Annotated in this window: 21 protein-coding genes; 11 read left to right on the top strand and 10 right to left on the bottom strand. The window is 74.5% G+C overall.

Features of this window, described 5'->3' with window-relative positions; translation table 11 throughout:
* Window positions 1–24: 24 nt before the first annotated feature.
* Window positions 25–1,011 carry a stage II sporulation protein M gene (locus ABZ793_RS10795; RefSeq protein WP_357455162.1) on the top strand — a complete coding sequence of 329 codons (987 nt, stop codon included), beginning with the start codon at window positions 25–27 and terminating at the stop codon, window positions 1,009–1,011.
* Window positions 1,012–1,038: 27 nt separating this feature from the next.
* Here the strand turns inward: ABZ793_RS10795 and ABZ793_RS10790 are convergent, their stop codons facing one another.
* From ABZ793_RS10790 to ABZ793_RS10770, 5 genes are read right to left on the bottom strand one after another with little or no spacing between them, the layout of a single operon-like run.
* On the bottom strand, window positions 1,039–2,349 hold the full coding sequence (locus ABZ793_RS10790) for a DUF58 domain-containing protein (RefSeq protein WP_357455159.1): 1,311 nt from the start codon (window positions 2,347–2,349) through the stop codon (window positions 1,039–1,041).
* Window positions 2,346–3,338: a MoxR family ATPase gene (locus ABZ793_RS10785; protein WP_357455156.1), complete on the bottom strand. Its 993-nt coding sequence runs from the start codon at window positions 3,336–3,338 to the stop codon at window positions 2,346–2,348. The genes ABZ793_RS10790 and ABZ793_RS10785 overlap by 4 nt, the downstream gene beginning before the upstream one ends.
* Complete coding sequence (locus tag ABZ793_RS10780; RefSeq protein WP_357455153.1) at window positions 3,335–4,888, bottom strand: DUF4350 domain-containing protein; 1,554 nt, start codon at window positions 4,886–4,888, stop codon at window positions 3,335–3,337. The genes ABZ793_RS10785 and ABZ793_RS10780 overlap by 4 nt, the downstream gene beginning before the upstream one ends.
* The gene (locus ABZ793_RS10775; protein ID WP_357455150.1) at window positions 4,885–5,466 is read right to left on the bottom strand and encodes a DUF4129 domain-containing protein; all 582 of its coding nucleotides are present in this window, start codon (window positions 5,464–5,466) and stop codon (window positions 4,885–4,887) included. Before ABZ793_RS10775 ends, ABZ793_RS10780 begins: the two co-directional genes overlap by 4 nt.
* Window positions 5,463–6,305: a hypothetical protein gene (locus ABZ793_RS10770; protein ID WP_357455147.1), complete on the bottom strand. Its 843-nt coding sequence runs from the start codon at window positions 6,303–6,305 to the stop codon at window positions 5,463–5,465. Before ABZ793_RS10770 ends, ABZ793_RS10775 begins: the two co-directional genes overlap by 4 nt.
* A gap of 199 nt (window positions 6,306–6,504) precedes the next feature.
* Here ABZ793_RS10770 and mtrA point away from each other — a divergent pair, with 199 nt between their 5' ends.
* The 5 genes from mtrA (at window position 6,505) to raiA (ending at window position 12,376) form a co-directional block, all read left to right on the top strand.
* Complete coding sequence (mtrA, locus tag ABZ793_RS10765; RefSeq protein WP_089001893.1) at window positions 6,505–7,194, top strand: MtrAB system response regulator MtrA; 690 nt, start codon at window positions 6,505–6,507, stop codon at window positions 7,192–7,194.
* A 12-nt stretch (window positions 7,195–7,206) separates the two neighbouring features.
* Window positions 7,207–8,994, top strand: coding sequence for an MtrAB system histidine kinase MtrB (gene mtrB / locus ABZ793_RS10760; RefSeq protein WP_357455144.1), 1,788 nt, complete (start codon window positions 7,207–7,209; stop codon window positions 8,992–8,994).
* The gene (locus ABZ793_RS10755) at window positions 8,991–10,784 is read left to right on the top strand and encodes an LpqB family beta-propeller domain-containing protein (protein WP_357455141.1); all 1,794 of its coding nucleotides are present in this window, start codon (window positions 8,991–8,993) and stop codon (window positions 10,782–10,784) included. The genes mtrB and ABZ793_RS10755 overlap by 4 nt, the downstream gene beginning before the upstream one ends.
* Window positions 10,784–11,488 (top strand): ComF family protein, encoded by a 705-nt coding sequence (locus ABZ793_RS10750; RefSeq protein WP_357455138.1) that lies wholly within the window; start codon window positions 10,784–10,786, stop codon window positions 11,486–11,488. Before ABZ793_RS10755 ends, ABZ793_RS10750 begins: the two co-directional genes overlap by 1 nt.
* Window positions 11,489–11,737: 249 nt before the next feature.
* The gene (raiA, locus tag ABZ793_RS10745) at window positions 11,738–12,376 is read left to right on the top strand and encodes a ribosome-associated translation inhibitor RaiA (RefSeq protein ID WP_350703171.1); all 639 of its coding nucleotides are present in this window, start codon (window positions 11,738–11,740) and stop codon (window positions 12,374–12,376) included.
* Between the two features lie 97 nt (window positions 12,377–12,473).
* Here the strand turns inward: raiA and ABZ793_RS10740 are convergent, their stop codons facing one another.
* Together ABZ793_RS10740 and ABZ793_RS10735 are read right to left on the bottom strand one after the other, a co-directional pair.
* Window positions 12,474–13,583: a GNAT family N-acetyltransferase gene (locus ABZ793_RS10740; protein WP_357455135.1), complete on the bottom strand. Its 1,110-nt coding sequence runs from the start codon at window positions 13,581–13,583 to the stop codon at window positions 12,474–12,476.
* Window positions 13,580–14,743 carry a GNAT family N-acetyltransferase gene (locus ABZ793_RS10735; protein WP_357455133.1) on the bottom strand — a complete coding sequence of 388 codons (1,164 nt, stop codon included), beginning with the start codon at window positions 14,741–14,743 and terminating at the stop codon, window positions 13,580–13,582. The genes ABZ793_RS10740 and ABZ793_RS10735 overlap by 4 nt, the downstream gene beginning before the upstream one ends.
* Before the next feature lie 161 nt (window positions 14,744–14,904).
* Here ABZ793_RS10735 and secA point away from each other — a divergent pair, with 161 nt between their 5' ends.
* Window positions 14,905–17,826 carry a preprotein translocase subunit SecA gene (gene secA / locus ABZ793_RS10730; protein WP_357455130.1) on the top strand — a complete coding sequence of 974 codons (2,922 nt, stop codon included), beginning with the start codon at window positions 14,905–14,907 and terminating at the stop codon, window positions 17,824–17,826.
* A 77-nt stretch (window positions 17,827–17,903) separates the two neighbouring features.
* Here the strand turns inward: secA and ABZ793_RS10725 are convergent, their stop codons facing one another.
* Window positions 17,904–18,506, bottom strand: a complete 603-nt coding sequence (locus ABZ793_RS10725) for an Rv3235 family protein (protein ID WP_357455127.1) — start codon at window positions 18,504–18,506, stop codon at window positions 17,904–17,906.
* 102 nt (window positions 18,507–18,608) lie between these two features.
* Window positions 18,609–18,836 (bottom strand): helix-turn-helix domain-containing protein, encoded by a 228-nt coding sequence (locus tag ABZ793_RS10720; RefSeq protein WP_350685633.1) that lies wholly within the window; start codon window positions 18,834–18,836, stop codon window positions 18,609–18,611.
* 218 nt (window positions 18,837–19,054) lie between these two features.
* Here ABZ793_RS10720 and ABZ793_RS10715 point away from each other — a divergent pair, with 218 nt between their 5' ends.
* Window positions 19,055–19,564, top strand: coding sequence for a hypothetical protein (locus tag ABZ793_RS10715; protein WP_357455124.1), 510 nt, complete (start codon window positions 19,055–19,057; stop codon window positions 19,562–19,564).
* A 27-nt stretch (window positions 19,565–19,591) separates the two neighbouring features.
* On the opposite strand, the gene ABZ793_RS10710 is transcribed toward ABZ793_RS10715, so the two are convergent.
* On the bottom strand, window positions 19,592–20,665 hold the full coding sequence (locus ABZ793_RS10710; protein WP_357455121.1) for a hypothetical protein: 1,074 nt from the start codon (window positions 20,663–20,665) through the stop codon (window positions 19,592–19,594).
* 247 nt (window positions 20,666–20,912) lie between these two features.
* On the opposite strand from ABZ793_RS10710, the gene pruA reads away from it, so the two are divergent.
* The 3 genes from pruA (at window position 20,913) to ABZ793_RS10695 (ending at window position 24,085) form a co-directional block, all read left to right on the top strand.
* Window positions 20,913–22,541 carry an L-glutamate gamma-semialdehyde dehydrogenase gene (pruA, locus tag ABZ793_RS10705; protein ID WP_357455118.1) on the top strand — a complete coding sequence of 543 codons (1,629 nt, stop codon included), beginning with the start codon at window positions 20,913–20,915 and terminating at the stop codon, window positions 22,539–22,541.
* 107 nt (window positions 22,542–22,648) lie between these two features.
* Window positions 22,649–23,452, top strand: coding sequence for a tryptophan 2,3-dioxygenase family protein (locus ABZ793_RS10700; protein WP_350703156.1), 804 nt, complete (start codon window positions 22,649–22,651; stop codon window positions 23,450–23,452).
* Window positions 23,453–23,569: 117 nt separating this feature from the next.
* Complete coding sequence (locus tag ABZ793_RS10695; RefSeq protein ID WP_350685626.1) at window positions 23,570–24,085, top strand: PadR family transcriptional regulator; 516 nt, start codon at window positions 23,570–23,572, stop codon at window positions 24,083–24,085.
* The last annotated feature ends 185 nt before the right edge of the window (window positions 24,086–24,270 follow it).

Raw genomic sequence — 24,270 nt, 5'->3', positions numbered from 1 at the left:
GAACACTATGATCGCCGGACGGGGGTGAAGGTGGATCTCGACGCGTACGTCGCGGAACACGGCGGGGAGTGGCGGCGGCTGGAGGAACTCTCCCGGCGCGGCCGGCTCGCCGCCGCCGAGGTCGACGAACTCGTCGCCCTCTACCAGCGGGCGACCACCCAGCTCTCGGTGCTGCGCAGCCGCTCACCCGACCCGGCGCTGGTCAGCCAGCTCTCCCAGGTGGTGCTGCGGGCCCGGGCCCGGCTCACCGGCCGCCCGCGGCCGTCCTGGGCGGCGGTCGGCAGGTTCCTGCTGGTCGGCTTCCCCGGCGCGGTCTACCGCGCCTGGCCCTGGTGGTGCGGGGTGGCGACCGGCTTCACCCTGCTCAGCTTCTTCCTCATCTGGTACGTGGCGGGCAACCCGGAGACGGCGGGCGCGTTCATCGGCGAGGAGGCGGCCGCCGACCTGGTCGAGTCCGGCTTCGCCGGCTACTACACCGAGTTCGCCGCGCCGACCTTCGCCTTCCACCTGTGGACGCACAACGCCTGGCTCGCCGCCCAGTGTCTCGCCGCCGGGGTGCTCATCGTCCCCGTGCTCTACCTCCTCTGGCAGAACGCGCTCAACATCGGCGTGGTCGGCGGGGTGATGGTCGCCTACGGCCGGGCGGACGTCTTCTTCGGACTGATCACCCCGCACGGGCTGCTGGAGCTGACCGGCGTCTTCGTGGCCGCCGGGGTGGGCCTGCGCGTCGGGTGGGCGTGGATCGCGCCGCCCGCCCAGCTCACCCGGGGGCAGGCGGTCGCCCGGGCGGGCCGCGAGGGTGTCCTGGTCGCCGTCGGCCTGGTGGGGCTCTTCGCGGTCTCCGCCGTCATCGAGGCGTTCGTGACGCCCGCGCCCGTGCCGGTCCCGCTCCGCGTCCTCGCGGGCGCCGCCGTCTGGCTCGCCTTCCTGGCGTACGTCGTGGTGCTCGGCCGCCGGGCGACCGCCGCGCGCGAGGGCGACGACGTCCTCGACCCGTACGCCCGCCGCTGACCGCCCCGCCCCGACCGGCCCGGGGGATCAGAGCTGGCCGAGGGACTTGAGGCGCAGGTAGGTGTCGGCCAGGGTGGGGGCCAGGCGGCCCGCCGGGGCGTCGACGACCGTCACCCCGTGCCGGCCCAGCGCGGCGCGGACGCGGTCGCGTTCGGCCAGTGCCCGCCAGGCCGCCGCCGCCGCGTAGGCGTCGCCGGGGCGCTGCGGGACGGCCGTGGTGAGCGCGGTCAGCACCGGGTCGTGCGTCGCGGCGATCACCACCTTGTGCCGGGCCGCGAGCCGGGGGAGCACCGGCAGCAGCCCCTCGCCGAGGGCGCCCGCCTCCAGCGCGGTGAAGAGCACCACCAGGCTGCGCTGGCGCTGCCGGCGCAGCAGCTCACCGGCGATCAGGTCGAAGTCCGTCTCCGCCAGCGCCGGTTGGAGCGGGGCGAGGGCGTGCACCAGCCGGGAGAGCAGGGCCGGCCGGCCGGTGCCCGTCACCGTGGCCCGGACCGTCGTGTCGGCGGCGAGCAGGTCGACCCGGTCACCGGCGCGGGCGGCGAGGGCGGCGAGCAGCAGCGCGGCGTCGATCGCGGTGTCCAGCCGGGGCTCGTCGCCGACCCGCACCGCCGACGTGCGGCCCGTGTCCAGTACGCAGACCAGCCGGCGGTCCCGCTCCGGCCGCCACGTCCGCACCAGCACGTCGGCCCGGCGCGCGCTCGCCCGCCAGTCGATCGACCGGACGTCGTCGCCCACCACGTACTCGCGGAGGGTGTCGAACTCGGTGCCCTGGCCGCGCCCCCGGCTGACCTGGGTGCCGTCGATCACGCGCAGCCGGGCCAGCTTTTCCGGCAGGTGCCGGCGGGAGTCGAAGCGGGGCAGCACGCGCAGCGTCCACGGCGGGGTGGCCGGGCGGCCGGAGCGCTGGCGGAAGCCCAGCCCCATCGGCCCGAACGAGCGCACGGTCAGCGCCACCGCCGGCCGGTCGCCCCGCCGGAGCGGGGTGAGCCGGCTGGGCAGCGCCACCGTCCCGCCCGGCTCGACGCGCACGAGCTGCGCCCGGGGCACGTCGGGGCGGGCGCCGGCCGAGGGCACCCAGGCGTCGCGGATCCGGGCGCGCAGCGTACGGCCGGTGGGGTTGTGCAGCAGCAGCGCGACGGTGGCGGTGCCGCCGAGCCGTACCGCGCGGTCGCCCTCCCGGGTCGCCGCGAGCGCCCCCGGCGGCGCGGCCAGCGCCCGGTCGACCAGCACGAGCAGCAGCACCCCGCCGGTCATCACCAGCAGGCCGACGAACGGCGCCGGCCAGGCCGGCAGGGTCAGCGCGCCCGCCGCCAGCAGGAGCGCCGCCCGCCAGGTCATCGCGGCGTCGGCACGGTGGCCAGCACCGTGTCCAGCACCGCGTCCACGCCGACGCCCTCCAGCTCGACCTCGGGGCGCAGCCGCAGCCGGTGCCGCAGCGTCGGCCGGGCGACCGCCTTCACGTCGTCCGGGACGACATGGTCGCGGCCGGCCAGCCAGGCCCACGCCTTGGCGGTGGTGAGCAGCGCGGTCGCGCCCCGGGGCGAGGCACCCAGCTCCAGCGCCGGCGTGCTGCGGGTGGCCCGGCACAGGTCGACGATGTAGCCGAACAGCGGCTCGGCCATGTGCACCCGGCCGACCGCCGCCCGGGCGGCAGCCAGGTCGGCCGCGCTGGCCACCGGCCGTACGCCGGCGGCCGTCAGGTCGCGCGGGTCGAAGCCGGCGTGGTGCGCGCGGAGCACCCCCAGCTCCTCCTCCCGGTTGGGCAGCGGCACGGTGAGCTTGAGCAGGAACCGGTCGAGCTGCGCCTCCGGCAGCGGGTAGGTGCCCTCGTACTCGATGGGGTTCTGGGTGGCGGCGACGATGAACGGGTCGGGCAGCGGACGCCGGTCGCCCTCGACCGAGACCTGTCGCTCCTCCATGACCTCCAGCAGCGCCGACTGGGTCTTCGGGGGCGTCCGGTTGATCTCGTCGGCGAGTAGCAGGTTGGTGAACACCGGCCCCTCGCGGAAGGTGAAGGCGGCGGTGTGCGGGTCGAAGATCAGCGAGCCGGTCACGTCCCCCGGCATCAGGTCCGGGGTGAACTGCACCCGCTTGGACCGCAGGTCGAGCGCGGTGGCCACGGTGCGGATCAGCAGGGTCTTGGCCACGCCCGGCACGCCCTCCAGCAGCACGTGCCCACGGCAGAGCAGGGCGATCACCAGGCCGGTGACGACCGCGTCCTGCCCCACGACCGCCTTGGCGACCTCGGCGCGCAGCCGGTGCAGGGCGGCCCGGGGGTCGGCGGGGCCGGCGGGCAGCGGATCGGCGGTTCCGGCGGGTCGGGTCACCGAGGGTCTCCTTCGGGTCGGTGCGGGTGCGGTGCGGCTGCCGGGGGCGGCCCGTCGGCGGGGTCGGACACGGCGTGCGCGTCGGCCGGATGCGCGGGGTGCGGCGCGGGGTGCGCCTCGGTCGGGCGCGCGGCGTGCGCCTCGGTCGGCGGCCCGTCGGCCGGGTGCGGGGCGACCGTGCGGGTCAGCCGGTCCAACGCGCGGGCCAGCTCCAGCAGGTCCTGGTCGGTGTCGGGCGCGCCGCCGTAGAGCAGTTCCTCGGTCCGCCCGGGGCCGTCGCCGGTGCGGGCGGCGACCGCGGCGGCCACCTCGGCGGGCGGGGCGGTCGGCGGCAGGTTCAGCCGGGGCAGCAGGCGGTCCCGGGCGGCGGTGCGCAGCGTCCGCGCGGCCGCGTCCCGGGCGCCGGCCTTCTCGTAGAGCCGGGCCCGGCCGAGCACCGTCTCCGCCGAGCGGACCGTCACCGGCAGCGGCTCCGGCGCCGGTGGGCCGAGCCGGCGGGCCCGCCAGAGCGCGGCCAGCAGGGCGGCGACGGCGAGCTGCACCAACAGCGCCCAGAACCAGCCGGGGAAGGCGGACCAGAGCGGGTTCGGCGGGTCGGAGCCGTCGGCGCGGGAGTCGTCACCGTCGTCGTCGGAGCCGCCGCCCGGGCCGCCCGGGCCGCCGGGCCGCCCGTCGCCGTCGCCCGGGCCGCCGGGCCGACCGCCGCCCGGCCCGCCGTACTCGGTGGAACCGCCCGGGGTGGGCGACCAGGCCGGGCTGCCGCTGCTGCCGGAGCCGAAGGTCGGCGGCGGCGCCTGGCCGTCCAGGTCGAGCCAGACCACCCGGCCCGTCGCACCGAGCAGCGCGGTGGCGAACGCCCGGTTGTCCCACTCGTCGATCCGGTCGTTGCGGAACGGGTCGCTGGCGCCGACCACCACCACGCTCTCGGGGACCCGGAGCAGCCGGGCGAGCCCGCCGTCGAAGCAGAACTGCACGGGCGCCGACCCGCCCGGGGTGACCGCGTAGCGTTGCAGCCCGACCGCCGCCCGTCCGAGCTGGCGCAGCTCGGGCATCGGGCAGGGCAGGCCCCGCGCGTCGGGCTCCACCGCCTGCGCGGCCCACCGCCGGCCGGCCGGCTCCACCGGCAGCGGGATCGCGTCCAGCACCCGCCGCGGCGGGTCCACCAGCACCAGCCGGGTGGCCGAGGGAAGCGAGCCCAACGCAAAGACCGTGTCCGGGTGCAGCAGCGCCGGCGCGGGCACGAAGAGCGTGGCCGGCCCGCCGCGGGCGGCCAGCAGCGCGCGCAGCGTGTCCGTCTCGCGCTGCACCGTGACGCCCCGCTCCCGCAGCGCCTCGGCGAGCCGGCTGCCGCCGTCGTCCCCGGTCGCGACGGGGGAGAGGAACCCCCGGTCGCTGGGATCGGGCTGGTCGACCGCGTGGGTGACCAGGGTGGTGGTCAGCAGCAGCGCGGCCAGGCCCAACGGGATCAGCAGCCGGTGCCGGCGGCGACGTCGCCGGGGGGCGGCGCCGGCCTTCGGGGCCGGCTCTGCGGCGGTGACCTGTGCGCTCATGGTCGTGGCCCGTCCTCGGGTCGGCCGGTCAGCAGCCGGTCCAGGTCGGCGGCGTGCTCCCGCATCCGCCGGTCGTGCTCGGCCGAGGCGGGGCGCTGGCCGTACCAGAGTTCGGAGAAGATCGCCCCGGCTGCGCCCAGCGGCGGGCCGACCTGCGGACGGCTGGCCGTCGCGGCCCGCACCACCTCGACGACGGTCATGCCGGGCTGCGGCTGGAGCACCCCCCGGGCGACCATCTCGCGGATCATCGCGCGGAGCCGTTCCCGGACGGCCTCGGCGTACCGGCCCTCGGCGGCCAGCCGGTCGGCGAGGGAGACGTACGCGGCGGCCGGCAACTCCGGCTCCGGCTCGCGCGGCGCGGGTACGACCGGCGCGGGGGCATCCACCGGCCCGGGCTTCCGGCGGCGTCGACGCAGCCGGGGCAGTCGGGGCAGCCGGCGGGGCACCCAGGCGGGGTACGCGTACCAGCCGACCGCCACCAGCACCGCGGCGAGCACCAGCAGCAGCGCGGCCAGGGGCAGCGGCACCCGGTCGCCGAGCGCGGCCGTGGTCTCGGTCCACCACCGGCTGAAGCTCATCGGTCGGCCGCCAGCAGAACGGCCTCCGGCGTGCCCGTCCGGGCCCGGGAGAGGCGGATGTCCAGCCCCTCGGTGCGCATCCGGGTCTCCAGGTGCAGCACCGCGTCGAGGCAGGCCAGCGCCGGGTACGCGACGCTGTTGACGCCCGCCCACACGGCCAGCGACAGCCAGGGGGCCCAGGCCCGGTCGACCAGGTCGAGCGCGTCCAGCCCGTAGTAGACGCCGATGCCGAGACCGAGGCGGACGATCCACCAGGACAGGTAGCCGAGCAGCCGGATCCCGCCGGCCCGGCCGCCGCCGCGTACGGCCAGGGTGGCGGCGCGCAGCGGGGCCCGCAGCGGGTGCACCCGGTCGACGACCAGCGCCGGCGCCACGGCGCCGAGCAGGGCGAAACCGATGAACCAGGCCGGCCCGAACAGCGCGGCCACCCACATCACCAGCCCGACCAGGGCGGTGAGCAGCACCGTGGCGCCCCAGCGGGCGCCGGCGGGACGGAGCACCTCGCGCGGCCCGACCGTACGGCCGAACAGCGCGCCGCCGGCGGCCCGGGCGGCCGGGTTGCCCAGCAGCGTGATGATCATCGCCTCGGTCGCCGCGCCGACGGCCAGCAGCAGCCAGTACCTGCCGAAGTGATCGAACTCCACGAACCAGACGGGGGGCTCGACGTCGGCGGCGAGCCGCAGCGGGTAGAGCAGGAGCTGCTCGCCGACGGCCAGGGCGAGGGCGAGCGGGACGAGCACCCGGGCCTGGCCGCGCAGCAGCAGGACCGCGGAGTCCAGCAGTTCGCCGACCGTGAGCGGGCGGCGCGGGAGCACGGCGGTCGGGCCGGCGTCGGGCACGCGTACTCCTGGGGACGGGCGACGGTGGCGCGTGACGGCGCACGCGGGGATCATGGTGACACGCGCGGTCCGATCGGGTGGACCCGCACGCCGGGGCGGCGACGCCGGCGTCGGTTGCTGGGCGGCGACGTCCCACGGCAGTACCGTGCCGGGTGACGCGGATCCCACCGAAACTGAACGGGATGGAAACATTAACCCCATGAGAGCCCGGGTACTGGTGGTCGACGACGACCCCGCGCTCGCCGAGATGCTCGGCATCGTCCTGCGCAGCGAGGGGTTCCTGCCCTCGTTCGTCGCCGACGGGGAGCGGGCCCTGGCCGCGTTCCGCGAGAACCGGCCGGACATCGTCCTGCTCGACCTCATGCTCCCCGGCATGAGCGGCATCGACGTGGCGCGGTCGATCCGGGCCGAGTCGGGCGTGCCGATCGTCATGCTGACCGCCAAGAGCGACACCGTCGACGTGGTCCTCGGCCTGGAGTCCGGGGCCGACGACTACGTGGTCAAGCCGTTCAAGCCCAAGGAGCTGGTCGCCCGGATGCGGGCGCGGCTGCGGCGCGGCGAGGACGTGGCCCCCGAGATGCTGACCATCGGGCCGCCCGGCAACCAGATCACCATCGACGTGCCGGCGCACACCGTCAGCCGCAACGGCGAGGAGGTGAAGCTGACGCCGCTGGAGTTCGACCTGCTGGTGGCGCTCGCCCGCAAGCCGCGCCAGGTGTTCACCCGCGAGGTGCTGCTGGAGCAGGTCTGGGGCTACCGGCACGCCGCGGACACCCGGTTGGTCAACGTGCACGTGCAGCGGCTGCGCGCCAAGATCGAGCCGGATCCGGAGCGACCGGAAATCATCCTCACCGTGCGGGGCGTGGGCTACAAGGCGGGCACCGGATAGCCTGGTCACACTGTGGCCACCTCCCCGATTCCGGACCCCCAGCCGACAGCTCCGCACCGGCGTGCCGCCGCCGTGCGGGAGCTGTGGCGCGGCGTGAGCGGCCGGTCCGCGCGCCTGCTGGCCGGGCTGCACCAGACCTGGCGGCGGTCGCTGCAGCTGCGGGTGGTGACCATCACACTGGTCGCGTCCAGCCTGCTGGTGGGCGGTTTCGCCTACCTGATCGCCGACAAGATCACCAGCATCCTGGTGGACAACGTCGAGACCGACGTGCGGGTGCGGCTGGACAGCGGCGCGGCGTACGCGGCCAAGCAGTTCGGTCTCTACAACCAGCCGCAGGACGTGCATTTCCAGGAGACCGTCGACGGCACGGTCAACTACCTCGCCGGCGGTGACCCGCAGCAGACCACCGGCGTGATCGTGGCGCTCACCGCCGACAACCACACCGGCGTGATCCAGCCGCGCTCCTCGCCCGCGGTCAACGTCCGGCCGCTGATCAGCCGCGAGCTGCGCGCCACGGTCGCCGGGGGCAAGATGGCCAGCCAGATCCGCACCGGCCGGCTGGACGGCGAGCGCACGAAATACCTGGTCTACGGCTCGCCCGTGCCCACCAAGTTCGGCCAGGTGGAGCTCTACTACCTCGTGCCGCTGACGCGGCAGGACGAGACGGCCGCCGACGCCCGCGCGACGGTGGTCGCCACCGGCGCGGCCCTGGTGATCCTGCTCGGCCTGCTCGCCGGCCTGGTCACCCGGCTGGTGGTGACCCCGGTGCGGGTGGCCGCCCGGACGGCCCAGCGGCTCTCCGCCGGCCTGCTCGACCAGCGGATGGCCGTCAACGGCGAGGACGACCTCGCCCTGCTCGCCGCGTCGTTCAACCAGATGGCGACCAACCTCCAGCGCCAGATCCTGCGGCTGGAGGAGATGTCCCGGCTGCAACGCCGCTTCACCTCCGACGTGTCGCACGAGCTGCGCACGCCGCTCACCACGGTCCGGATGGCCGCCGACCTGATCTTCTCCGAGCGGGACGAGTTCGACCCGGCGGTGGCACGCAGCGCCGAGCTGCTCCAGGCCGAGCTGGACCGCTTCGAGGAGTTGCTCACGGACCTGCTGGAGATCAGCCGCTTCGACGCCGGCTTCGCGATGCTGGATGCCGAGCCGACCGACCTGGTGCCGGTCGTGCACCGGGTGGCCGACCGCCTCGCCGGCCTGGCCGAGCGGGTCGGGGTGCCCATCGAGCTGGACGTGCCCGCCACGCCGGTGATCGCCGAGGTCGACCCGCGGCGGGTCGAGCGGGTGCTGCGCAACCTGGTCGGCAACGCCGTCGAGCACGGCGAGGGCAAGCCGGTGCGCATCACCCTGGGGATGGACGACACGGCCGTCGCGATCACCGTCCGCGACCACGGGGTGGGTCTCAAGCCGGGCGAGGAGAAGCTGGTGTTCAACCGCTTCTGGCGGGCCGACCCCTCCCGGGCCCGGCAGACCGGCGGCACCGGGCTGGGGCTGTCGATCAGCCTGGAGGACGCCCGGCTGCACGGCGGCTGGCTGGAGGCGTGGGGCGCGCCCGGGCAGGGCGCCCAGTTCCGGCTCACCCTGCCGGCCCGCGCCGGCGACCGGTTGACCACCTCGCCGCTGCGGCTGGTCCCGGCCGACGCCGCCCTGCCCTTCGGCGGCCCCCGCGAGGGCGGGCTGCTGGCCATCGGCCCGGGCAGCGGCGGCGTGCTCGCGATCGGCCCGGCCGACGGCGTGGTGGCCGCCGGGCCGGGACGGCAGGGGACCGGGGGACGCGCGGAGGTGGGATCGTGAGGCGGCACCTGCTCGCCGCTGTGCTCGGCGGCGCACTGCTGCTGGCTGGCACGGCCGGCTGCGGCATCCCGGCCAACACCGAGGTCCGGGTGGAGGGCGCCGGGCCGGCGGCCGAGGCCGGCTCCACCAGCGGCATCCGGGGCGAGCCCCCGAATCGCAGCGCGAGCGGCAGCACCCCGGAGCAGTTCGTCAAGAACTTCCTCTCCGCCGCGGCGGGCGAGCCGGACCGCGCCTACCAGCGGGTCCGGAACTTCATCACCCCGGAGGACCAGGACCGCCTCCAGGTGAAGGAGGGCAGCGAGGTCGCGCTGACCGTCGTCCGGCTCACGGAGGATCCGGTGATCGTCGCCGGCCCCGAGAAGACCGACGTCACCCTCAAGGTGCAGCAGGTCGGCCAGCTGCGGGCCGACGGCACGCTGGCCCCGCCGGAGACGAGCACCACGTCGTACACGTTCGAGCTGCTCATCCCGCCCGGGCAGGAGGGCAAGGGGGAGCCGGGCCTGTTCGTGGCCAACCCGCCGAACGTGCTGCTGCTCAGCGTCGACGCACTCGAGGCGTACTACCAGAGCCGGACGATCTACTTCTGGAACTCCGGCCGCACCCGACTGGTGCCCGACCAACGCTACCTGCCCCTCGCCGTGCCCGACGAGCGGCTGGTCAGCGAGGTGGTGAAGTGGCTGACCGCCGGCCCCTCCCTCTGGTTGCGCTCCGCGGTCACCGGGCTGCCGGACGGCACCCGCCTGATCAACAACGCCACCCGGACGGAGGGCCGCTGGGAGGTCGACCTGGAGATGCCGGACGAGAAGGTCCGCCTGGAGCAGCTCGCCACGCAGCTCGCCTGGTCGCTGCCCGACGTCGACGGGCAGCTCGAGATCAAGATCCGTACCCAGCCCCGGAAGGACATCCCCGACCTGGAGGCGCACCGGCAGGCGAACCCGGTGTACCGGGTCGGCGGCGGCTTCCAGCGGTTCTGCGTCTACGAGGGCGCCGTCCACCCGCTGTCCGACGCCGCCGGAACGATCGTCACGGTGCCGGTGGCGGCCGAGGAGAACAGGAACGTCGTGACGGCGGGGCTCAGCCGCGCCGAGGACCAGATCCGGGCGGCACTGGTGGTCACGGAAGCCGGCCGCCAGTGGCTGTCCGTCGGCGCCGGGCTCGACCCCGTCGCCGTCTTCCACCGCAGCGCGAAGGGCTACGGCACGATCGGCCGGCCGGTCTGGCTGCGCTCGACGGACCGGGGCGAGCCGGCCGGGCTGGTGGTCGCCGACGGCGCTCTCTACCGGTTCGACGCCCAGGCGCAACTCACCCCCGTGTCGCTGGGCGTCTCCGGCACGGTGACCGCGGTGGCCGCCTCGCTGGACGGGCACCGGATCGCCGTCATCGCCGGCGGCGCGCTCTACGTCGCCGCCCTGAGCCCCACCGAGGGCGGGGTCACCCTCGGCCCGGCCCGTCGGCTGCCCACCCGGCTGACCGGCCTGTCGGCCGTCGACTGGTACAGCGAGGACAAGCTGCTCCTCGCGGGGGAGGTCGGCCGCCCGGCGGTCTACGAGGTCAGTGTGGACGGCACCCGGGACACCCGGGTGGAGGACAAGATCGGCGCCCGGGTGACCCACCTCGCCGCGTACCCGGCCAACACGGAGGTGCCGCGCGGCGCGGCGATGTACGAGGCGAACGGGGTGGCGTACGGCAGCGCTCCGTTCGAGCGGATCCAGCCCGAGCAGGTGCAGGTGTCGCCGCCCTCGACCGGGACGCGCGCCGGCAACCCGACCGCCCCCTTCTTCCTCTACTGATGCCGGGCCTCGGCGGGCTCTGGTCGGACCTCACCGACATGGTGCTGCCGGTGGAGTGCGCCGGTTGCCGGGAACGCCGGCCGGGGCTGCGGCACGGCGTCTGCCCGGAGTGCGTGGCGGCGCTGGACGCGCTGCGGCCCCGGGCGGTACGCCCCACCCCGGCCCCGCCCGACCTGCCGCCCTGCGTCGCCCTCGGCCCGTACGCGGGCCCGCTGCGGGAGACGCTGCTCGCGTACAAGGACCACGGCCGGCACGGGCTGGCCCGGCCGCTCGGCGCGCTGCTCGCCGAGGTCGTGGCGGCGGCGGTCGGCGAGGCGCGGCCGGTGACGCTGGTGCCGGTGCCGGACACCGCGGCGGCGGCCCGCGCCCGGTACGGCGACCACCTCGGCCGGCTGACCCGGCACTGCGCGGACCGGCTGCGCCGGGCGGGCTGGCCGGTGCGGGTGCGCCGGCCCCTGCGCGCCCTGCCCCGCCCCGACTCGGTGACGCTGGACAGCGCCGGGCGGGCGGCGGCGGCCGAGTCCGCCTTCCGGGTCCGCCCCCGGGTCGCGCCCGCCCCGGACGGGACCGCGGTCGTGGTGCTCGACGACATCCTCACCACGGGGTCGACCCTTGCCGCGGTGGCGCGCGCGCTGACCGTGAGCGGGCTGTCGCCGACGGTCGCCGCCGTGCTCGCCGCGACCGAGAAACGGCACCGGTCGTAACCGATCGTGTTTCCGTTTCACCCGTTGGTGTATGAGGTGTGAAAAATTTCTGGCCGTCTCCGCGACCGGGGGTGACTGCCGGGCGAACAGGAGTTAGCGTTTGCCTGTCGGGGGTAGGAGGTCTTCCCACCCGCTCCCGGCGGTGAAAGGAGGCGTAGCCGCACTGACCGGTCGACGCCGAGTGGGACCTCCCCCAGATGCGCGCGACCGGATGCCGGATCGAACGACCGTCCGAACTAGGGAGGTCACGTGGACATCGTGGTCAAGGGCCGTAACGTCGAAGTGCCGGACCATTACCGGGTGCACGTAGCGGAGAAACTCGCAAAGATCGAACGCTACGACCACAAACTTATTCGTGTCGATGTCGAGCTTTTTCACGAGCGGAATCCCCGCCAGGCGGACCACTGCCAGCGCGTCGAGATCACCTGCGTCTCCCGGGGCCCGGTGATCCGGGCGGAGGCGTGCACGAACGACTTCTACAGCGCGCTCGACGCGGCCATCGCCAAGCTCGACACCCGGTTGCGCCGGGCGGCCGACCGCCGCCGCGTCCACCGGGGTCGGCACGCCCCGCTCTCCGTCGCCGCCGCCACCGCCGGCCTGCCGGTCGCCGACCTTGACGCACCCCTGGGGGCGTCCGTCGACGGCGCCCGCGCCGGCACGGCCACGGCCGTGGCGGAACGGGTCGAGGAGGAGCACGAGGATCAGCCCTGGCACATCGCGCGGGAGAAGGTGCACCCCGCCGAGCCGATGACCGTCGACGACGCCCTGTTCCAGATGGAACTCGTCGGCCATGACTTCTACCTGTTCCAGGACAAGGAGTCCGGCCGGCCGAGCGTCGTCTACCGGCGGCACGCCTACGACTACGGCATCATCTCCCTCGCCCTCTGATCCTCCGACGCCGTGGTGGCGGCCCGCGCCGCCACCACGGCCGACCGGACGTCGGGCCTCCGGCCCACCGCCCGCCTGAGGCGCGACCGGGCGCGGGTCAGCGGAGTTCGTCGGGGAGCAGCCCGAAGACCAGGTCGTCGATCCGGGTGCCCGCCAGCCCCGGCAGCCGCCCGCGCAGCAGCCCCTCCCGGCGGAAGCCCACCTTCTCCAGCACCCGCTGCGACGCGACGTTGCCGGGCAGGGTGGCGGCCGTCAGCCGGGCGACCCCCACCGGCCCGAACGCCCAGCCGGCGAGGAGCCGCACCGCCCGGGTGGCCAGCCCGCGACCCCGCGCGGCGGGCAGCAGCGCGTAGCCGATGCTCGCCTCCCCGGCGGCGGCGTCGAGGTAGGACATCCCGCAACTGCCGACCTGTTCGCCGGTGGTCGCGTCGAGGATCAGCAGCCGGGCGATGCTGCCGGTCAACCACCCGCTCTCCGACAGCCGGCAGCGTCGCGCGATCGCCTCCCGGGTGGGCGGCACCGGCGGGGCCTGGTTCGCCACCACCTCCGGCAGCGTGTGCAGGTGGTACATCAGGTCGACGTCGTCCGGGCCGAGCGGGCGGAGGGTCACCACGCCGTCGGTGAGCCGGCCGTCGGGCAGGCCGGGCAGCAGCCGGGGGGCGGGGCCGGGCGGGTCGTCGGCGAGGCGTACCCAGGCCATCAGATCCGACCGGCCGCCGCCGCGGAGCTGTCCGGCCGCCCGGCGTACCCCCTCGTGGCGGAAGCCGGCGGCGAGCGCCACCCGCTGGCTGGCCGGGTTCTCCGCGTGGGTCAACAGCTCCAGCCGGTCGAACCCGCACCGGAACGCCGAGTCGGCCAGGGCCCGCGTCGCGGCGGTCGCGACGCCGCGACGCCGCGCCCAGGGCGCGACCCAGTAGCCCACCTCGGCCTGCCGGCGCGGCGTCACGACCTGGCCGAGGCCCGCCCCGCCGACCAGCCGGTCGGTGGCGCGGTCGGCGATGGCGTACGCGGCCCCGCCGGCGGTCCAGGCCGCCGGGGCGCCCTCGGTGATCCACCAGCGGGCGTCGGCCTCGGTGTACGGCTCCGGCATGCCCGGGTTGAACCGCAGGTTGACCGGGTCGGCGCAGCCGGCGGCCAGGTCGGCGGCGTCCTCGGGGCGGAACGGCCGCAGCCGCACCCCGTGGGCGTCGATCACCTCGGGCGTCACGTCAGGTCCCCGGCGAGCAGCGCGCCGACCCAGGCGTCCACCCGTTCGCCCCGGTGCGTGAGCCCGCCCCGGGCGGTGCCCTCGACCGTGAAGCCGGCCTTCTCGGCGACCCGGCGCGAGGCGGCGTTGCCGACGTTGGCCCGCCACTCGATCCGGGCCAGGCCCAGCGTGGTGAAGCCCCAGGTGGCGAGGGCGGTCAGCGCGGCCGGCATGAAGCCCCGGCCCCGGCTCGCCGGCGCGGTCATGAAGCCGACGTCGGCCAGCAGCGGGTCGACGGGGGAGAGCCGCAGGTCGATCGAGCCGGCGTACCGGTCGTCGGCGTCGGCGACCACGAAGCAGGCGCTGGTGCCGGCCGCCCAGGTGCCGCGCGAGTGGACCAGGTAGGACTCGGCGTCGGCGGGGTCGTACGGGTCGGGCACGGTGGTCCACCGGATGGTCTCCGGGTCCCGGCAGGTCTCGACGACCGATTCGAGGTCGCGCTCCTCCATCGGGCGCAGCCGCAGCTCGCCGCCGCCGGCGGTGGCGAAGAGGACGGGCTGGGGGCGGCCGAAGACGGCGGCCCGCCGGGTCTCCAGGGTGCCGGGCCCGGCGGGCCCGGTCTCGCCGGGGGCGGGCACTTCGCCGGGGAACAGCGAGCCGATCCAACCGTCCGGCCCGCCCTCCGGCGCCGGGTCGGCCAGCCGCAGTTGCCCCTCGACGCGGAAGCCCGTCCGGAGTGCGACCAGGCGGGAGGCGTGGTTGCCGACCTCGGCCTGCCAGATCAGCCGGCGCAGTTTCCGCGTGTCGAGGGCCCAGCGCGCGACGGCCCGGGCGGCCCGTACGGTGACGCCCCGGCCCCGGGCCCAGGGAGCGGTCCAGTACCCGATCTCGCCCGTGCCGAGGCCGGGGTCGATCGAGACCAGCCCGCAGGAGCCGAGCACCTCGCCGGTGGCGGGGTCGCAGACCGCGAACGGCGCCCCGGTGCCGGCCGCCCAGTCCCCCGGGGCCACCTCGGTGACGAACCTGTGCGCGTGTTCGGGCAGGTACGGGCGAGGTACGGTGGTCCAGCGCTGGATGTCCGGGTCCTGGCACGCCCGGTGCACCGCGTCGGCGTCGGTCGCCCGCCAGGGTCGCAGCAGCAGGCCGTCCTCGGTGATCTCCACGGGTTCCACCCGAGCCATCGTGCCGGATCGTTCGCGTACGGCGTAACCGGATTACGGCGGAGGCGGCGCGCGTCGAGCGAGTTATGTCGGTTTCGCCGGGTCGGAGGGCCGCCACCAGTGACCATCGCGCCGATGGAGCGCCTACGATGGTTCGAGACTGTCTAGGGGAGCGTTGATCCGTGTCGATTCTGGAAAGGGTCCTCCGCGCGGGCGAGGGCCGTATGGTGCGCCGGCTGAAGGCCATCGCCGCCGCCGTCAACTCGATCGAGGACGACTACGTCAACCTCAGCGACGACGAGCTGCGCGGCATGACCGACCAGTTCAAGGAACGGCTCGCGGACGGCGAGACCCTCGACGACCTGCTGCCGGAGGCCTTCGCGGTGTGCCGGGAGGCGGCTGCCCGAGTGCTCGGCCAGCGTCCGTACGACGTCCAGGTGATGGGCGGCGCGGCGCTGCACTTCGGCAACATCGCCGAGATGAAGACCGGTGAGGGCAAGACGCTGACCTCGGTCATGCCGGTCTACCTCAACGCGCTCTCCGGCAAGGGCGTGCACGTCATCACGGTCAACGACTACCTGGCCCAGCGCGACGCCGCCTGGATGGGCCGGGTGCACGAGTTCCTCGGCCTCACCGTCGGCGTGGTCCTGCCCAACCGGCCGGCCGTCGAGCACCGCGCCGCGTACGAGTGCGACGTCACCTACGGCACGAACAACGAGTTCGGCTTCGACTACCTGCGCGACAACATGGCCTGGTCGCGGGACGAGCTGGTCCAGCGCGGCCACAACTTCGCGGTGGTCGACGAGGTCGACTCGATCCTGATCGACGAGGCCCGTACCCCGCTGATCATCTCCGGCCCGGCCGAGCACTCCGCCCGCTGGTACACGGAGTTCGCGGGCGTGGTCGCCCGGCTCCAGCCCGGCAAGGACGGCGAGGGCGACTACGAGGTCGACTACGCCAAGCGGACCATCGCCGTCACCGAGCGCGGCGTGGCCAAGGTCGAGGACCGGCTGGGCATCGACAACCTCTACGAGTCGGTGAACACCCCGCTGGTGGGCTACCTCAACAACGCCATCAAGGCCAAGGAGCTCTTCAAGCGCGACAAGGACTACATCGTCAGCGACGGCGAGGTCCTGATCGTCGACGAGTTCACCGGCCGCATCCTGCACGGACGCCGCTACAACGAGGGCATGCACCAGGCGATCGAGGCCAAGGAGGGGGTGGAGATCAAGCAGGAGAACCAGACCCTGGCCACCATCACCCTCCAGAACTACTTCCGCCTCTACGAGAAGCTCTCCGGCATGACCGGTACGGCGCAGACCGAGGCGGGCGAGTTCAACAAGGTCTACAAGGTCGGTGTCGTGACCATCCCGACCCACCGGCCGATGGTCCGGCAGGACCGGCCGGACGTGATCTACAAGACCGAGAAGGCCAAGTTCAACGCCGTGGTGGAGGACATCGCCGAGCGGCACGCGGTGGGCCAGCCGGTGCTCGTCGGCACCGTCTCGGTGGAGAACTCCGAGATCCTCTCCCAGCTCCTGCGCCGCCGCGGCATCCCGCACTCCGTGCTGAACGCCAAGTTCCACGCGCGTGAGGCCGAGATCGTCGCCCAGGCCGGCCGCAAGGGCGCCGTCACCGTCGCGACCAACATGGCCGGTCGCGGCACCGACATCCTGCTCGGCGGCAACGCCGAGTTCCTCGCCGCCAACGAGCTCCGCCAGCGTGGCCTCGACCCCATCGAGCACGAGGAGGAGTACGCCAAGGCGATGGAGGAGGTCCTGCCCAAGTGGAAGCAGGCCTGCGACGTCGAGGCGGAGGAGGTCGCCGACGCCGGCGGCCTCTACGTGCTGGGCACCGAGCGGCACGAGTCCCGCCGGATCGACAACCAGCTGCGCGGCCGTTCCGGCCGGCAGGGTGACCCGGGCGAGTCCCGGTTCTACCTCTCGCTCCAGGACGAGCTGATGAAGCGCTTCCGCTCCGGGGCGGTCGAGGCGGTCATGGAGCGCTTCAACATCCCGGAGGACGTGCCCATCGAGTCGAAGATGGTCACCCGCCAGATCAAGAGCGCCCAGGCCCAGATCGAGGGCCAGAACGCCGAGATCCGCAAGAACGTCCTCAAGTACGACGAGGTGCTCAACAAGCAGCGCCAGGTGATCTACGCCGAGCGCCTGCGGGTGCTCAACGGCGAGGACCTCTCCGACCAGGTCCGCAACATGATCGACGACGTCGTCGAGGCGTACGTGCGGGGGGCCACCTCCGAGGGCTACGGCGAGGACTGGGACCTGGAGCAGCTCTGGTCCAGCCTCAAGCAGCTCTACCCGGTCGGCGTGACGATCGAGGAGCTGGAGGAGGAGGCCGGCGGGTCCCGGGCGGGCATCGACGCGGACTTCCTGCTCGCCCGCCTCAAGGAGGACGCGCACGCCGCGTACGACCGGCGCGAGGAGCAGCTCGGGGCGGAGGGCACCCGCGAGCTGGAGCGGATGGTCCTGCTCCAGGTGATCGACCGCAAGTGGCGCGAGCACCTCTACGAGATGGACTACCTCCAGGAGGGCATCAGCCTGCGGGCGTACGCCCAGCGCGACCCGGTGGTGGAATACCAGCGCGAGGGCTTCGACATGTTCGCCACCATGATGGACGGCATCAAGGAGGAGACGGTCGGCTTCCTCTACAACGTCGAGGTCCAGGTCAACGAGCCGGAGCCCGCGGCCGAGGAGGTGCAGCTGCTCGACAAGCCGGTGGAGATCCGGGCCAAGGGCCTGGGCCGGTCGCCGCAGCAGCAGGGCCTCCAGTACTCGGCGCCGACCATCGACGGCGAGGCCGGCGCGGGTGCGGTGGCCGTCGAGCGCGCCGACGAGCAGGCGCCGGCGCTCGGCGTCGGCCGGCCGGAGCCGGCCGCCCCGGCCGCGCCGGGGACGACGGCCCCCGCGGCGCCGCAGCGCCCGGCGACGGGCCTGCGCGGCCCGGCCGTCGCGGCGAGCGCCGCGCGGCGCCCGGCGCCGGGGCAGGCGGAGGCCGGCAACGGCCCGTCCCGCAACGCGCCGTGCCCGTGCGGTTCCGGCCGCAAGTACAAGCGCTGCCACGGCGCCCCCAACGGCGGCGCCTGATCGACAGGTGAGCGGGGCTGCGCCCCGCCGGAGCGAATCGAGCCGCGGTCCTCGCCGACCGCGGCTCGATCCGTGTTTCAGAGGACCTGGAGGGCCGTGCAGAGCCAGCTGCCCCGACGGTGCTCCAGGCGCAGCGCCATCGCCCAGGTGCGCCCGCCCGCGCCGGCGAGCACCGCGGCCACCTCGACGGCGGCGGCGCGCGGCTCGCAGACCCGCAGCCGACGCAGCCGTACGGCCGGGCGGGTCGACCGGCGGCGGACCGGCCCGGAGCGGGCGTTGGCGCGGGCCAGCTCGGGCAGCAGCCCGGCCGCCCTGGCCGGGTCGAGCAGCGGGCGGAGCTGCCCGGGCGGACGGTAGCCGTTGAGCACCTCCAGGCAGGTGCTCACGAAGCGGTGGGCGGCCCGGGTGGCCTCGGGGGTGGCGGTCACCAGCGCGCCCGGGGGCAGCGGGGCGGCGGGCCCGCGGCCGGGTCCCGCCGGGGCGGGTGACACCCGCGCCCGGCGGCCGGGCGGCCGGTCGGGGTCGCGGCGGGCCGGCTCGAACAGGTCGAGGACGAGTTGGGCGTGCGCCGGGGCGGGCCAGTGTGCGGCGTCGTCGTCGGCGAACGGCGGCTCGAACGAGGGCGCGGGGCGCAGCCGCACGGGAGGGCGCGGCGGGCCTGGACGGCGCGAGTCGGTCATCCGGACCTCCCATGATCTTGCGTTTACCTACGTTTGCCTTCGACTGGCTCCATTCTCGGCCACGGCAGAGCCGATGGTCAATGGCTGGGGGCGATCGGGTGGTTACTCCGGGTCGCGTTCGGCCAGCGGGTTGCTCCGCACCCACTCGGCGGTCTCGGCGTACTTGCGCTCGATGTACTCCTCAAGCCGGGCACGCTCCACGCGCCACTGGCCACGCCCGCCGATCTTGATCGCCGGCAGCTCGCCGCTGCGCACCATGTGGTAGACCTGCGAGTCCGACACGTTCAGCTCGGTGGCCACGTCGGAGAGCAGCAGGAACCTCGGTTCCACGGAAACTCCCGGGGTCGGCGTCGTTTGGCTCAGTTTGCCACCGAGGGCCGACGTCGCCCAGCCGGCGGACGGGACCCTGCGGCGACAGCGTCCGGCGTGACACACCGGCCGGGAGCTTCCGTCGCGCAGGTGCGAGGTGTATGACGGTCACGGCGTACGGCATGATCGGCGGCGGACCGGCGGAGGCCGGCGGAGGACCTGAGCGGGGGAGACGACCGGTGACCGAGGAGCTTGTCCGGGTGTACGTGCCGGCGACCGTCCCGATGCTGACCCTCCTGCGCGGGCCCGGGCTGCCCGTGGCCGCCGCGCACGCGGTGACCCCCACCCTGCGCGAGTGGTACGCCGAGGGCGACGAGGAGGAGTTGGAGTACGTCGCCTTCACCCGCGCCGCCCAGGACGCGCTGCAACTGCTCCGGGCCGATCCCGACGCGCCCCGCCGACGCGTGGTCGTCTCGGTGGACCTGCCCGCCTCGGCAGTGGGCCGGGGCGACGGGGAGTTGGGCTCCAGCGCGGTCGAGCTGAGCGCGCCCGTGCCCGTCGCCGCCGTCGCCGCGATCCACGTGGACGGCGCCGACGCGGTCGAGGACGTGGCCGCCGCGGCGGAGGTGGTCACCGAGGCCCTCGCCGGCGACCCGGACGCCCAGTTCACGGTCGACGGGGCCGAGGACCACGAGTTGGAGTGGTACGACGTCTCCGAGCTGGACCTGCTGCTCCGCGCCGCCTCCTGACCCCGCCGTCGCCGGCGGCGCCGGGCGTCAGCGGGTGGGGGCGGCCTCGGCCGGCTCGTCGTCGTCGGCGTGGGCCGGGCCCAGGGTGCGGCCGAAGGCGATCATGGCGGTCAGCGCGCCGACGAAGAGCACCCAGATGCCGTTGTCGACCCGGGAGGTGCCCAGCGAGGTCTGCGCCACCGCGTCCGCCTCGCTGAGGGCGCCGGCCAGGTCGAGCAGGGAGCGCCCGCCGACCCGGATGATCACTTCGGCGAGGAGCAGGAGCAGGCCCGGGCCGGCCCCGGCCAGCAGGTACGCCGGCCAGCGCGGCGCGGGCGTCGCCGCCTCCCGCCGGGCGGCCCGGCGCCGGGCCCAGGTCAGGTAGCCGAAGGCGAGCAGCCCCGCCACCAGGCCGGCGAGCAGCGACTCGGTGCGCGACACCCACTTGGCGGCGGTGAGCAGCGACTCCTGGCTGTCGCCGGCGCCGAAGAGGTCGAACAGGGGGTCGCGGGCCCGGCTGAAGGCCACCACGAAGACGAGCGTGCCGAGGGCGGCGGCGACCACGGCACCGACCACGGGCGCGCTGCGGGCGCCGGCGATGGCCCCACCGATCGTCGCCGCGGCGGCGGTGGTGCCGGCGATCACGTTGGTGGTCGCGTTGTCGGCGTACGTCAGGTTGATCGCGAACGCGGCGGCCAGCGCCACCAGCAGGCCGGTGCCGATCGCGGCCACGAAGCGCAGGGTCACCCGGTCGCTGCCCCGGCGGGCGAGCAGGTCGACGCCGAAGAGGGCGAAGGCGGCGCCGGCGACCAGCGCGGCCGAGATCACCCCCGGCAGGGCGAACGCGGAGAGGCTGATCGCGGTGATTCCGGCGGCCGCCGATTCGATCGCCTCGCGGGTCGACCAGAGCATCGCGGTCAGCCAGCCGAGCGCCAGGAGCGCGAGCACCGGTGCGCCGGGCGCGAGCGCCGGAGCGACCCCGTAGCCGTCGGCGGCCGGCCGGTCCGACCCGTCGGCGTCGGCCGGGCCCGGCTCCCGCCCCGGTTCGGCAGCGGTGGCGTCGGCGGCCGGAACCGGCTGGTCCGACTCCGCGGCGGCGGAGCTGCCGGGCTGCTTGGTCATCCTCTTCCCTCCGACGGACGCCCGGCCCTCGGCGGGGCCGGCAGTTCACCGGCCACCCAGCGTACGCGCCCGCCGGGCCCGCCCCGGTCGGTCGGTGGTGGGGGTGGGGCGAGGGCCGCGCCGTGAAACAATCGGGCGAGGTCCCGCCGCCGCGACCGGTCCACCCCCGCGGCGTCCGGCGCCGGTCGTCCGGCCGGTGCCCGCGGGTCCGATTTCGCCACCGCTGTCGAGATCGCCAGGAGCCCTGATGGACGCCGTGTTCTCCGTACCCGAGCCGCGCAACGAGCCGGTGCGCAACTACGAGCCGGGCAGTGTCGACCGGGAACGGCTCCAGCGGCGGCTGGCCGAGCTGGCCGCCGAGCCGATCGACCTGCCGATGACCATCGCCGGTGAGCAGCGGATGGCCGGCGGCGAGTCGATCGACGTGGTGCAGCCGCACAAGCACGCGCACGTGCTGGGCGTCACCGGGCACGCCGACCACGAGGACGCCCGCGCGGCGGTCAAGGCCGCCAAGGACGCCGCCCCGATGTGGCGGGCCCTGCCGTTCGAGGAGCGCGCCGCGATCTTCCTGCGCGCCGCCGAGCTGCTCGCCGGCCCCTGGCGGGACACCCTGAACGCGGCCACCATGCTCGGCCAGTCGAAGACCGCCATCCAGGCCGAGATCGACTCGGCCTGCGAGTTCGTCGACTTCCTCCGGTTCAACGTGTACTTCGCCCGGAAGCTGCTGGAGGAGCAGCCGATGTCCTCGCCGGGGGTGTGGAACCGCTTCGACCACCGCCCGCTGGAGGGCTTCGTCTACGCGATCACCCCGTTCAACTTCACCGCGATCGCCGGCAACCTGCCCTCGGCGCCGGCCCTGCTGGGCAACACGGTGGTCTGGAAGCCGGGCCCGACCCAGCAGTTCGCCGCGCACTTCACCATGCGGCTGTTCGAGGCGGCCGGCCTGCCCCCCGGCGTGATCAACATGGTCACCGGGCGTGGCGAGGAGGTCTCCGACGTCGTGCTCGCCGACCCGGACCTGGCCGGCATCCACTTCACCGGCTCCACCAAGGTCTTCCAGCACCTGTGGAAGACCGTCGGGGAGAACATCTCCCGCTACCGGGGCTACCCGCGCCTGGTCGGCGAGACCGGCGGCAAGGACTTCGTCGTCGCGCACACCAGCGCGGACGTCGACGCCCTGCACACCGCGCTGATCCGGGGCGCCTTCGAGTACCAGGGCCAGAAGTGCTCGGCGGCCTCCCGGGCGTACGTCCCGCGGTCGCTCTGGGAGGGCGGGCTGCGTGACCGGCTGGCCGCCACCACGGAGTCCCTCACCTACGGCGACGTCACCGACTTCGGCAACTTCGGCGGCGCGGTGATCGACGCCAAGGCGTTCGACCGGCACACCGCCGCGCTGGAGCTGATCTCCGACGACGACGCCTGCCGCGTGCTCGCCGGCGGCACCGCCGACGACTCCGTCGGATACTTCGTCCGGCCGACGCTGTTCGAGTGCACCGACGCGGCGCACGAGACGTTCACCACCGAGTACTTCGGGCCGATCCTCGGCGTGCACGTCTTCGACGACGCCCGCTTCGACGACGTGGTCGCCCAGGCCGAGTCGATCGCGCCGTACGCGCTGACCGGGTCGATCTTCGCGACCGACCGCCGGGTGGTCGACGCGGTGGCCGAGAAGATGCGGTACGCCGCCGGCAACTTCTACATCAACGACAAGCCGACCGGCGCGGTGGTCGGGCAGCAGCCCTTCGGCGGTGCCCGGGCCAGCGGCACCAACGACAAGGCCGGCTCCTGGCACAACCTCGTCCGGTGGATGTCGCCCCGGACGATCAAGGAGACCTTCGTCGCGCCGACCGACCACACGTACCCGCACATGGGCTGAGGCGTCAGGAAGGGCCCTTCCCGTCGTTATCTCGGACGGGAAGGGCCCTTCCTCGCACCCGTGACCGAAAGAGGCGGGGGCGGCCGGGCGGCGGTACCGTGGCGGCTGTGACCCACCCCACCCCCGCGCACGACCCCCGCTTCGGCGAGCAGGGTGGCCTGCTCACCTACAGCGACTACCTGCGGCTGGCCGACCTGCTCGCGGCGCAGGTGCCGGAGTCCGACCCGGCCTCCCACGACGAGCTGCTCTTCATCACCATCCACCAGGTCTACGAGCTGTGGTTCAAGCTGCTGCTCGCGGAGCTGACGGACGCCCGGGACCGGATGCTGGCCGGCGAGACCTACCTGCCCCGGGTGCGGCTGGAGCGCTGCCACGCGGTGGAGCGGGTGCTGATCGGCCAGGTCGACGTCATCGACACGATGACCCCGCAGGACTTCCTGGCCTTCCGCACCAAGCTGGCCCCGGCGTCGGGCTTCCAGTCCGCCCAGTTCCGGGAGATCGAGTTCCTCTCCGGCCTGAAGGACCCGGACTACCTGCGCCGGTTCCGGGGGCTGCCCGCCGTCGAGCGGGAACGGCTGGAGCGGCGGCTGGCCGAGCCGAGCCTCTGGGACGGCTTCCTGGCCGTGCTCGGCCGGGCCGGCTTCGACGTCTCCGAGGCGGAGGCGCGCTTCGCGGCGTACGCGACGATCGCCGCCGACCGGGAGCGGTTCGGGCCGCTGTGGGACCTCGCGGAGGCGCTGGTCGCGCACGACCAGGCGTTCTCGCTGTGGCGGGCCCGGCACGTGCTGATGGCCGAGCGGCAGATCGGCACCAAACCGGGCACCGGGGGCTCGGCCGGCGGGGCGTACCTGCGTTCCCGGGTCGAGAGCCGGTTCTACCCGGAGCTGTGGGAGCTGCGCAGCCGGCTCTGAGACATCGGCGCTCCGGCGCGGACTGTCTCGCGCCGACAGTGCACATAGGAAGCCCTACCGGGTGGCGAAACCGTGAAATCCTGGACGCCACGGCAGCAAAGTGGCAGCGTGATGGGCATGGCGGATTCCGGAGTCAACCCCACGGCGGCGGCCCTGCTCGGGCTGCTCCATGAGGGCCCCATGACAGGTGGCCAGTTGATGGCCGCCGCCGAGCGCCGGCTGGCGCCGTACTGGTCGATGACCCGTAGTCAGGTCTACCGGGAGCTGCCGGTGCTGGCCGAGCGGGGTCTCGTCCGGATGGGCAAGCCTGGGCCGCGCTCCAGCCAGCCGTACGCGATCACCGCAGCGGGAAAACGGACATTTTCCCGCTGGTTGACGGAGGACCCGGGGCGGGACACGATCCGCAACCCGATCGCACTGCGGATCGCCTTCGGCGACCTGCACTCCGCCAGCCAGCTCAAGAACCTCCAGGCCGCGGCCAACGAATACCACACCGAGGCGCTCGCCAAGGTCCGCGAGCAGGTCAAGAACGCCAAGAAGGAAGGCGAGACGTACGACGCCAGCGCGCTGGAGTTCGCCGTCGCCTACCACAAGGCGGCCCTGTCCTGGCTGAAGAGCGCCCCGGTCGGCTGACCGGGCTCGCAAACCCATTCTTCCCACGGGCGGGTCATCTTTTCGCTCGTGACTGCGGGGCTCGCAAGCTCACTCCTCGCACGAGCGGAGTCATCTTTTCGCTCGTGACTGCGGGGCTCGCAAGCTCACTCCTCGCACGAGCGGAGTCATCTTTTCGCTCGTGACTGCGGGGCTCGCAAGCTCAC

The sequence above is a fragment of the Micromonospora sp. NPDC047465 genome (genome assembly GCF_040643125.1).
In the GTDB taxonomy this organism is placed as follows: Bacteria; Actinomycetota; Actinomycetes; order Mycobacteriales; family Micromonosporaceae; genus Micromonospora.
This window is presented reverse-complemented; position numbering and strand designations above follow the sequence as displayed.

What these genes read in the sequence shown, in the direction of transcription:
- ABZ793_RS10790 (WP_357455159.1), bottom strand. Translation starts at nt 2,349, where the DNA reads ATGACCTGGCGGGCGGCGCTCCTGCTGGCGGCGGGCGCGCTGACCCTG.
- ABZ793_RS10780 (WP_357455153.1), bottom strand. Translation starts at nt 4,888, where the DNA reads ATGAGCGCACAGGTCACCGCCGCAGAGCCGGCCCCGAAGGCCGGCGCC.
- ABZ793_RS10775 (WP_357455150.1), bottom strand. Translation starts at nt 5,466, where the DNA reads ATGAGCTTCAGCCGGTGGTGGACCGAGACCACGGCCGCGCTCGGCGAC.
- mtrA (WP_089001893.1), top strand. Translation starts at nt 6,505, where the DNA reads ATGAGAGCCCGGGTACTGGTGGTCGACGACGACCCCGCGCTCGCCGAG.
- ABZ793_RS10750 (WP_357455138.1), top strand. Translation starts at nt 10,784, where the DNA reads ATGCCGGGCCTCGGCGGGCTCTGGTCGGACCTCACCGACATGGTGCTG.
- ABZ793_RS10735 (WP_357455133.1), bottom strand. Translation starts at nt 14,743, where the DNA reads ATGGCTCGGGTGGAACCCGTGGAGATCACCGAGGACGGCCTGCTGCTG.
- ABZ793_RS10725 (WP_357455127.1), bottom strand. Translation starts at nt 18,506, where the DNA reads ATGACCGACTCGCGCCGTCCAGGCCCGCCGCGCCCTCCCGTGCGGCTG.
- ABZ793_RS10710 (WP_357455121.1), bottom strand. Translation starts at nt 20,665, where the DNA reads ATGACCAAGCAGCCCGGCAGCTCCGCCGCCGCGGAGTCGGACCAGCCG.
- pruA (WP_357455118.1), top strand. Translation starts at nt 20,913, where the DNA reads ATGGACGCCGTGTTCTCCGTACCCGAGCCGCGCAACGAGCCGGTGCGC.
- ABZ793_RS10695 (WP_350685626.1), top strand. Translation starts at nt 23,570, where the DNA reads ATGGCGGATTCCGGAGTCAACCCCACGGCGGCGGCCCTGCTCGGGCTG.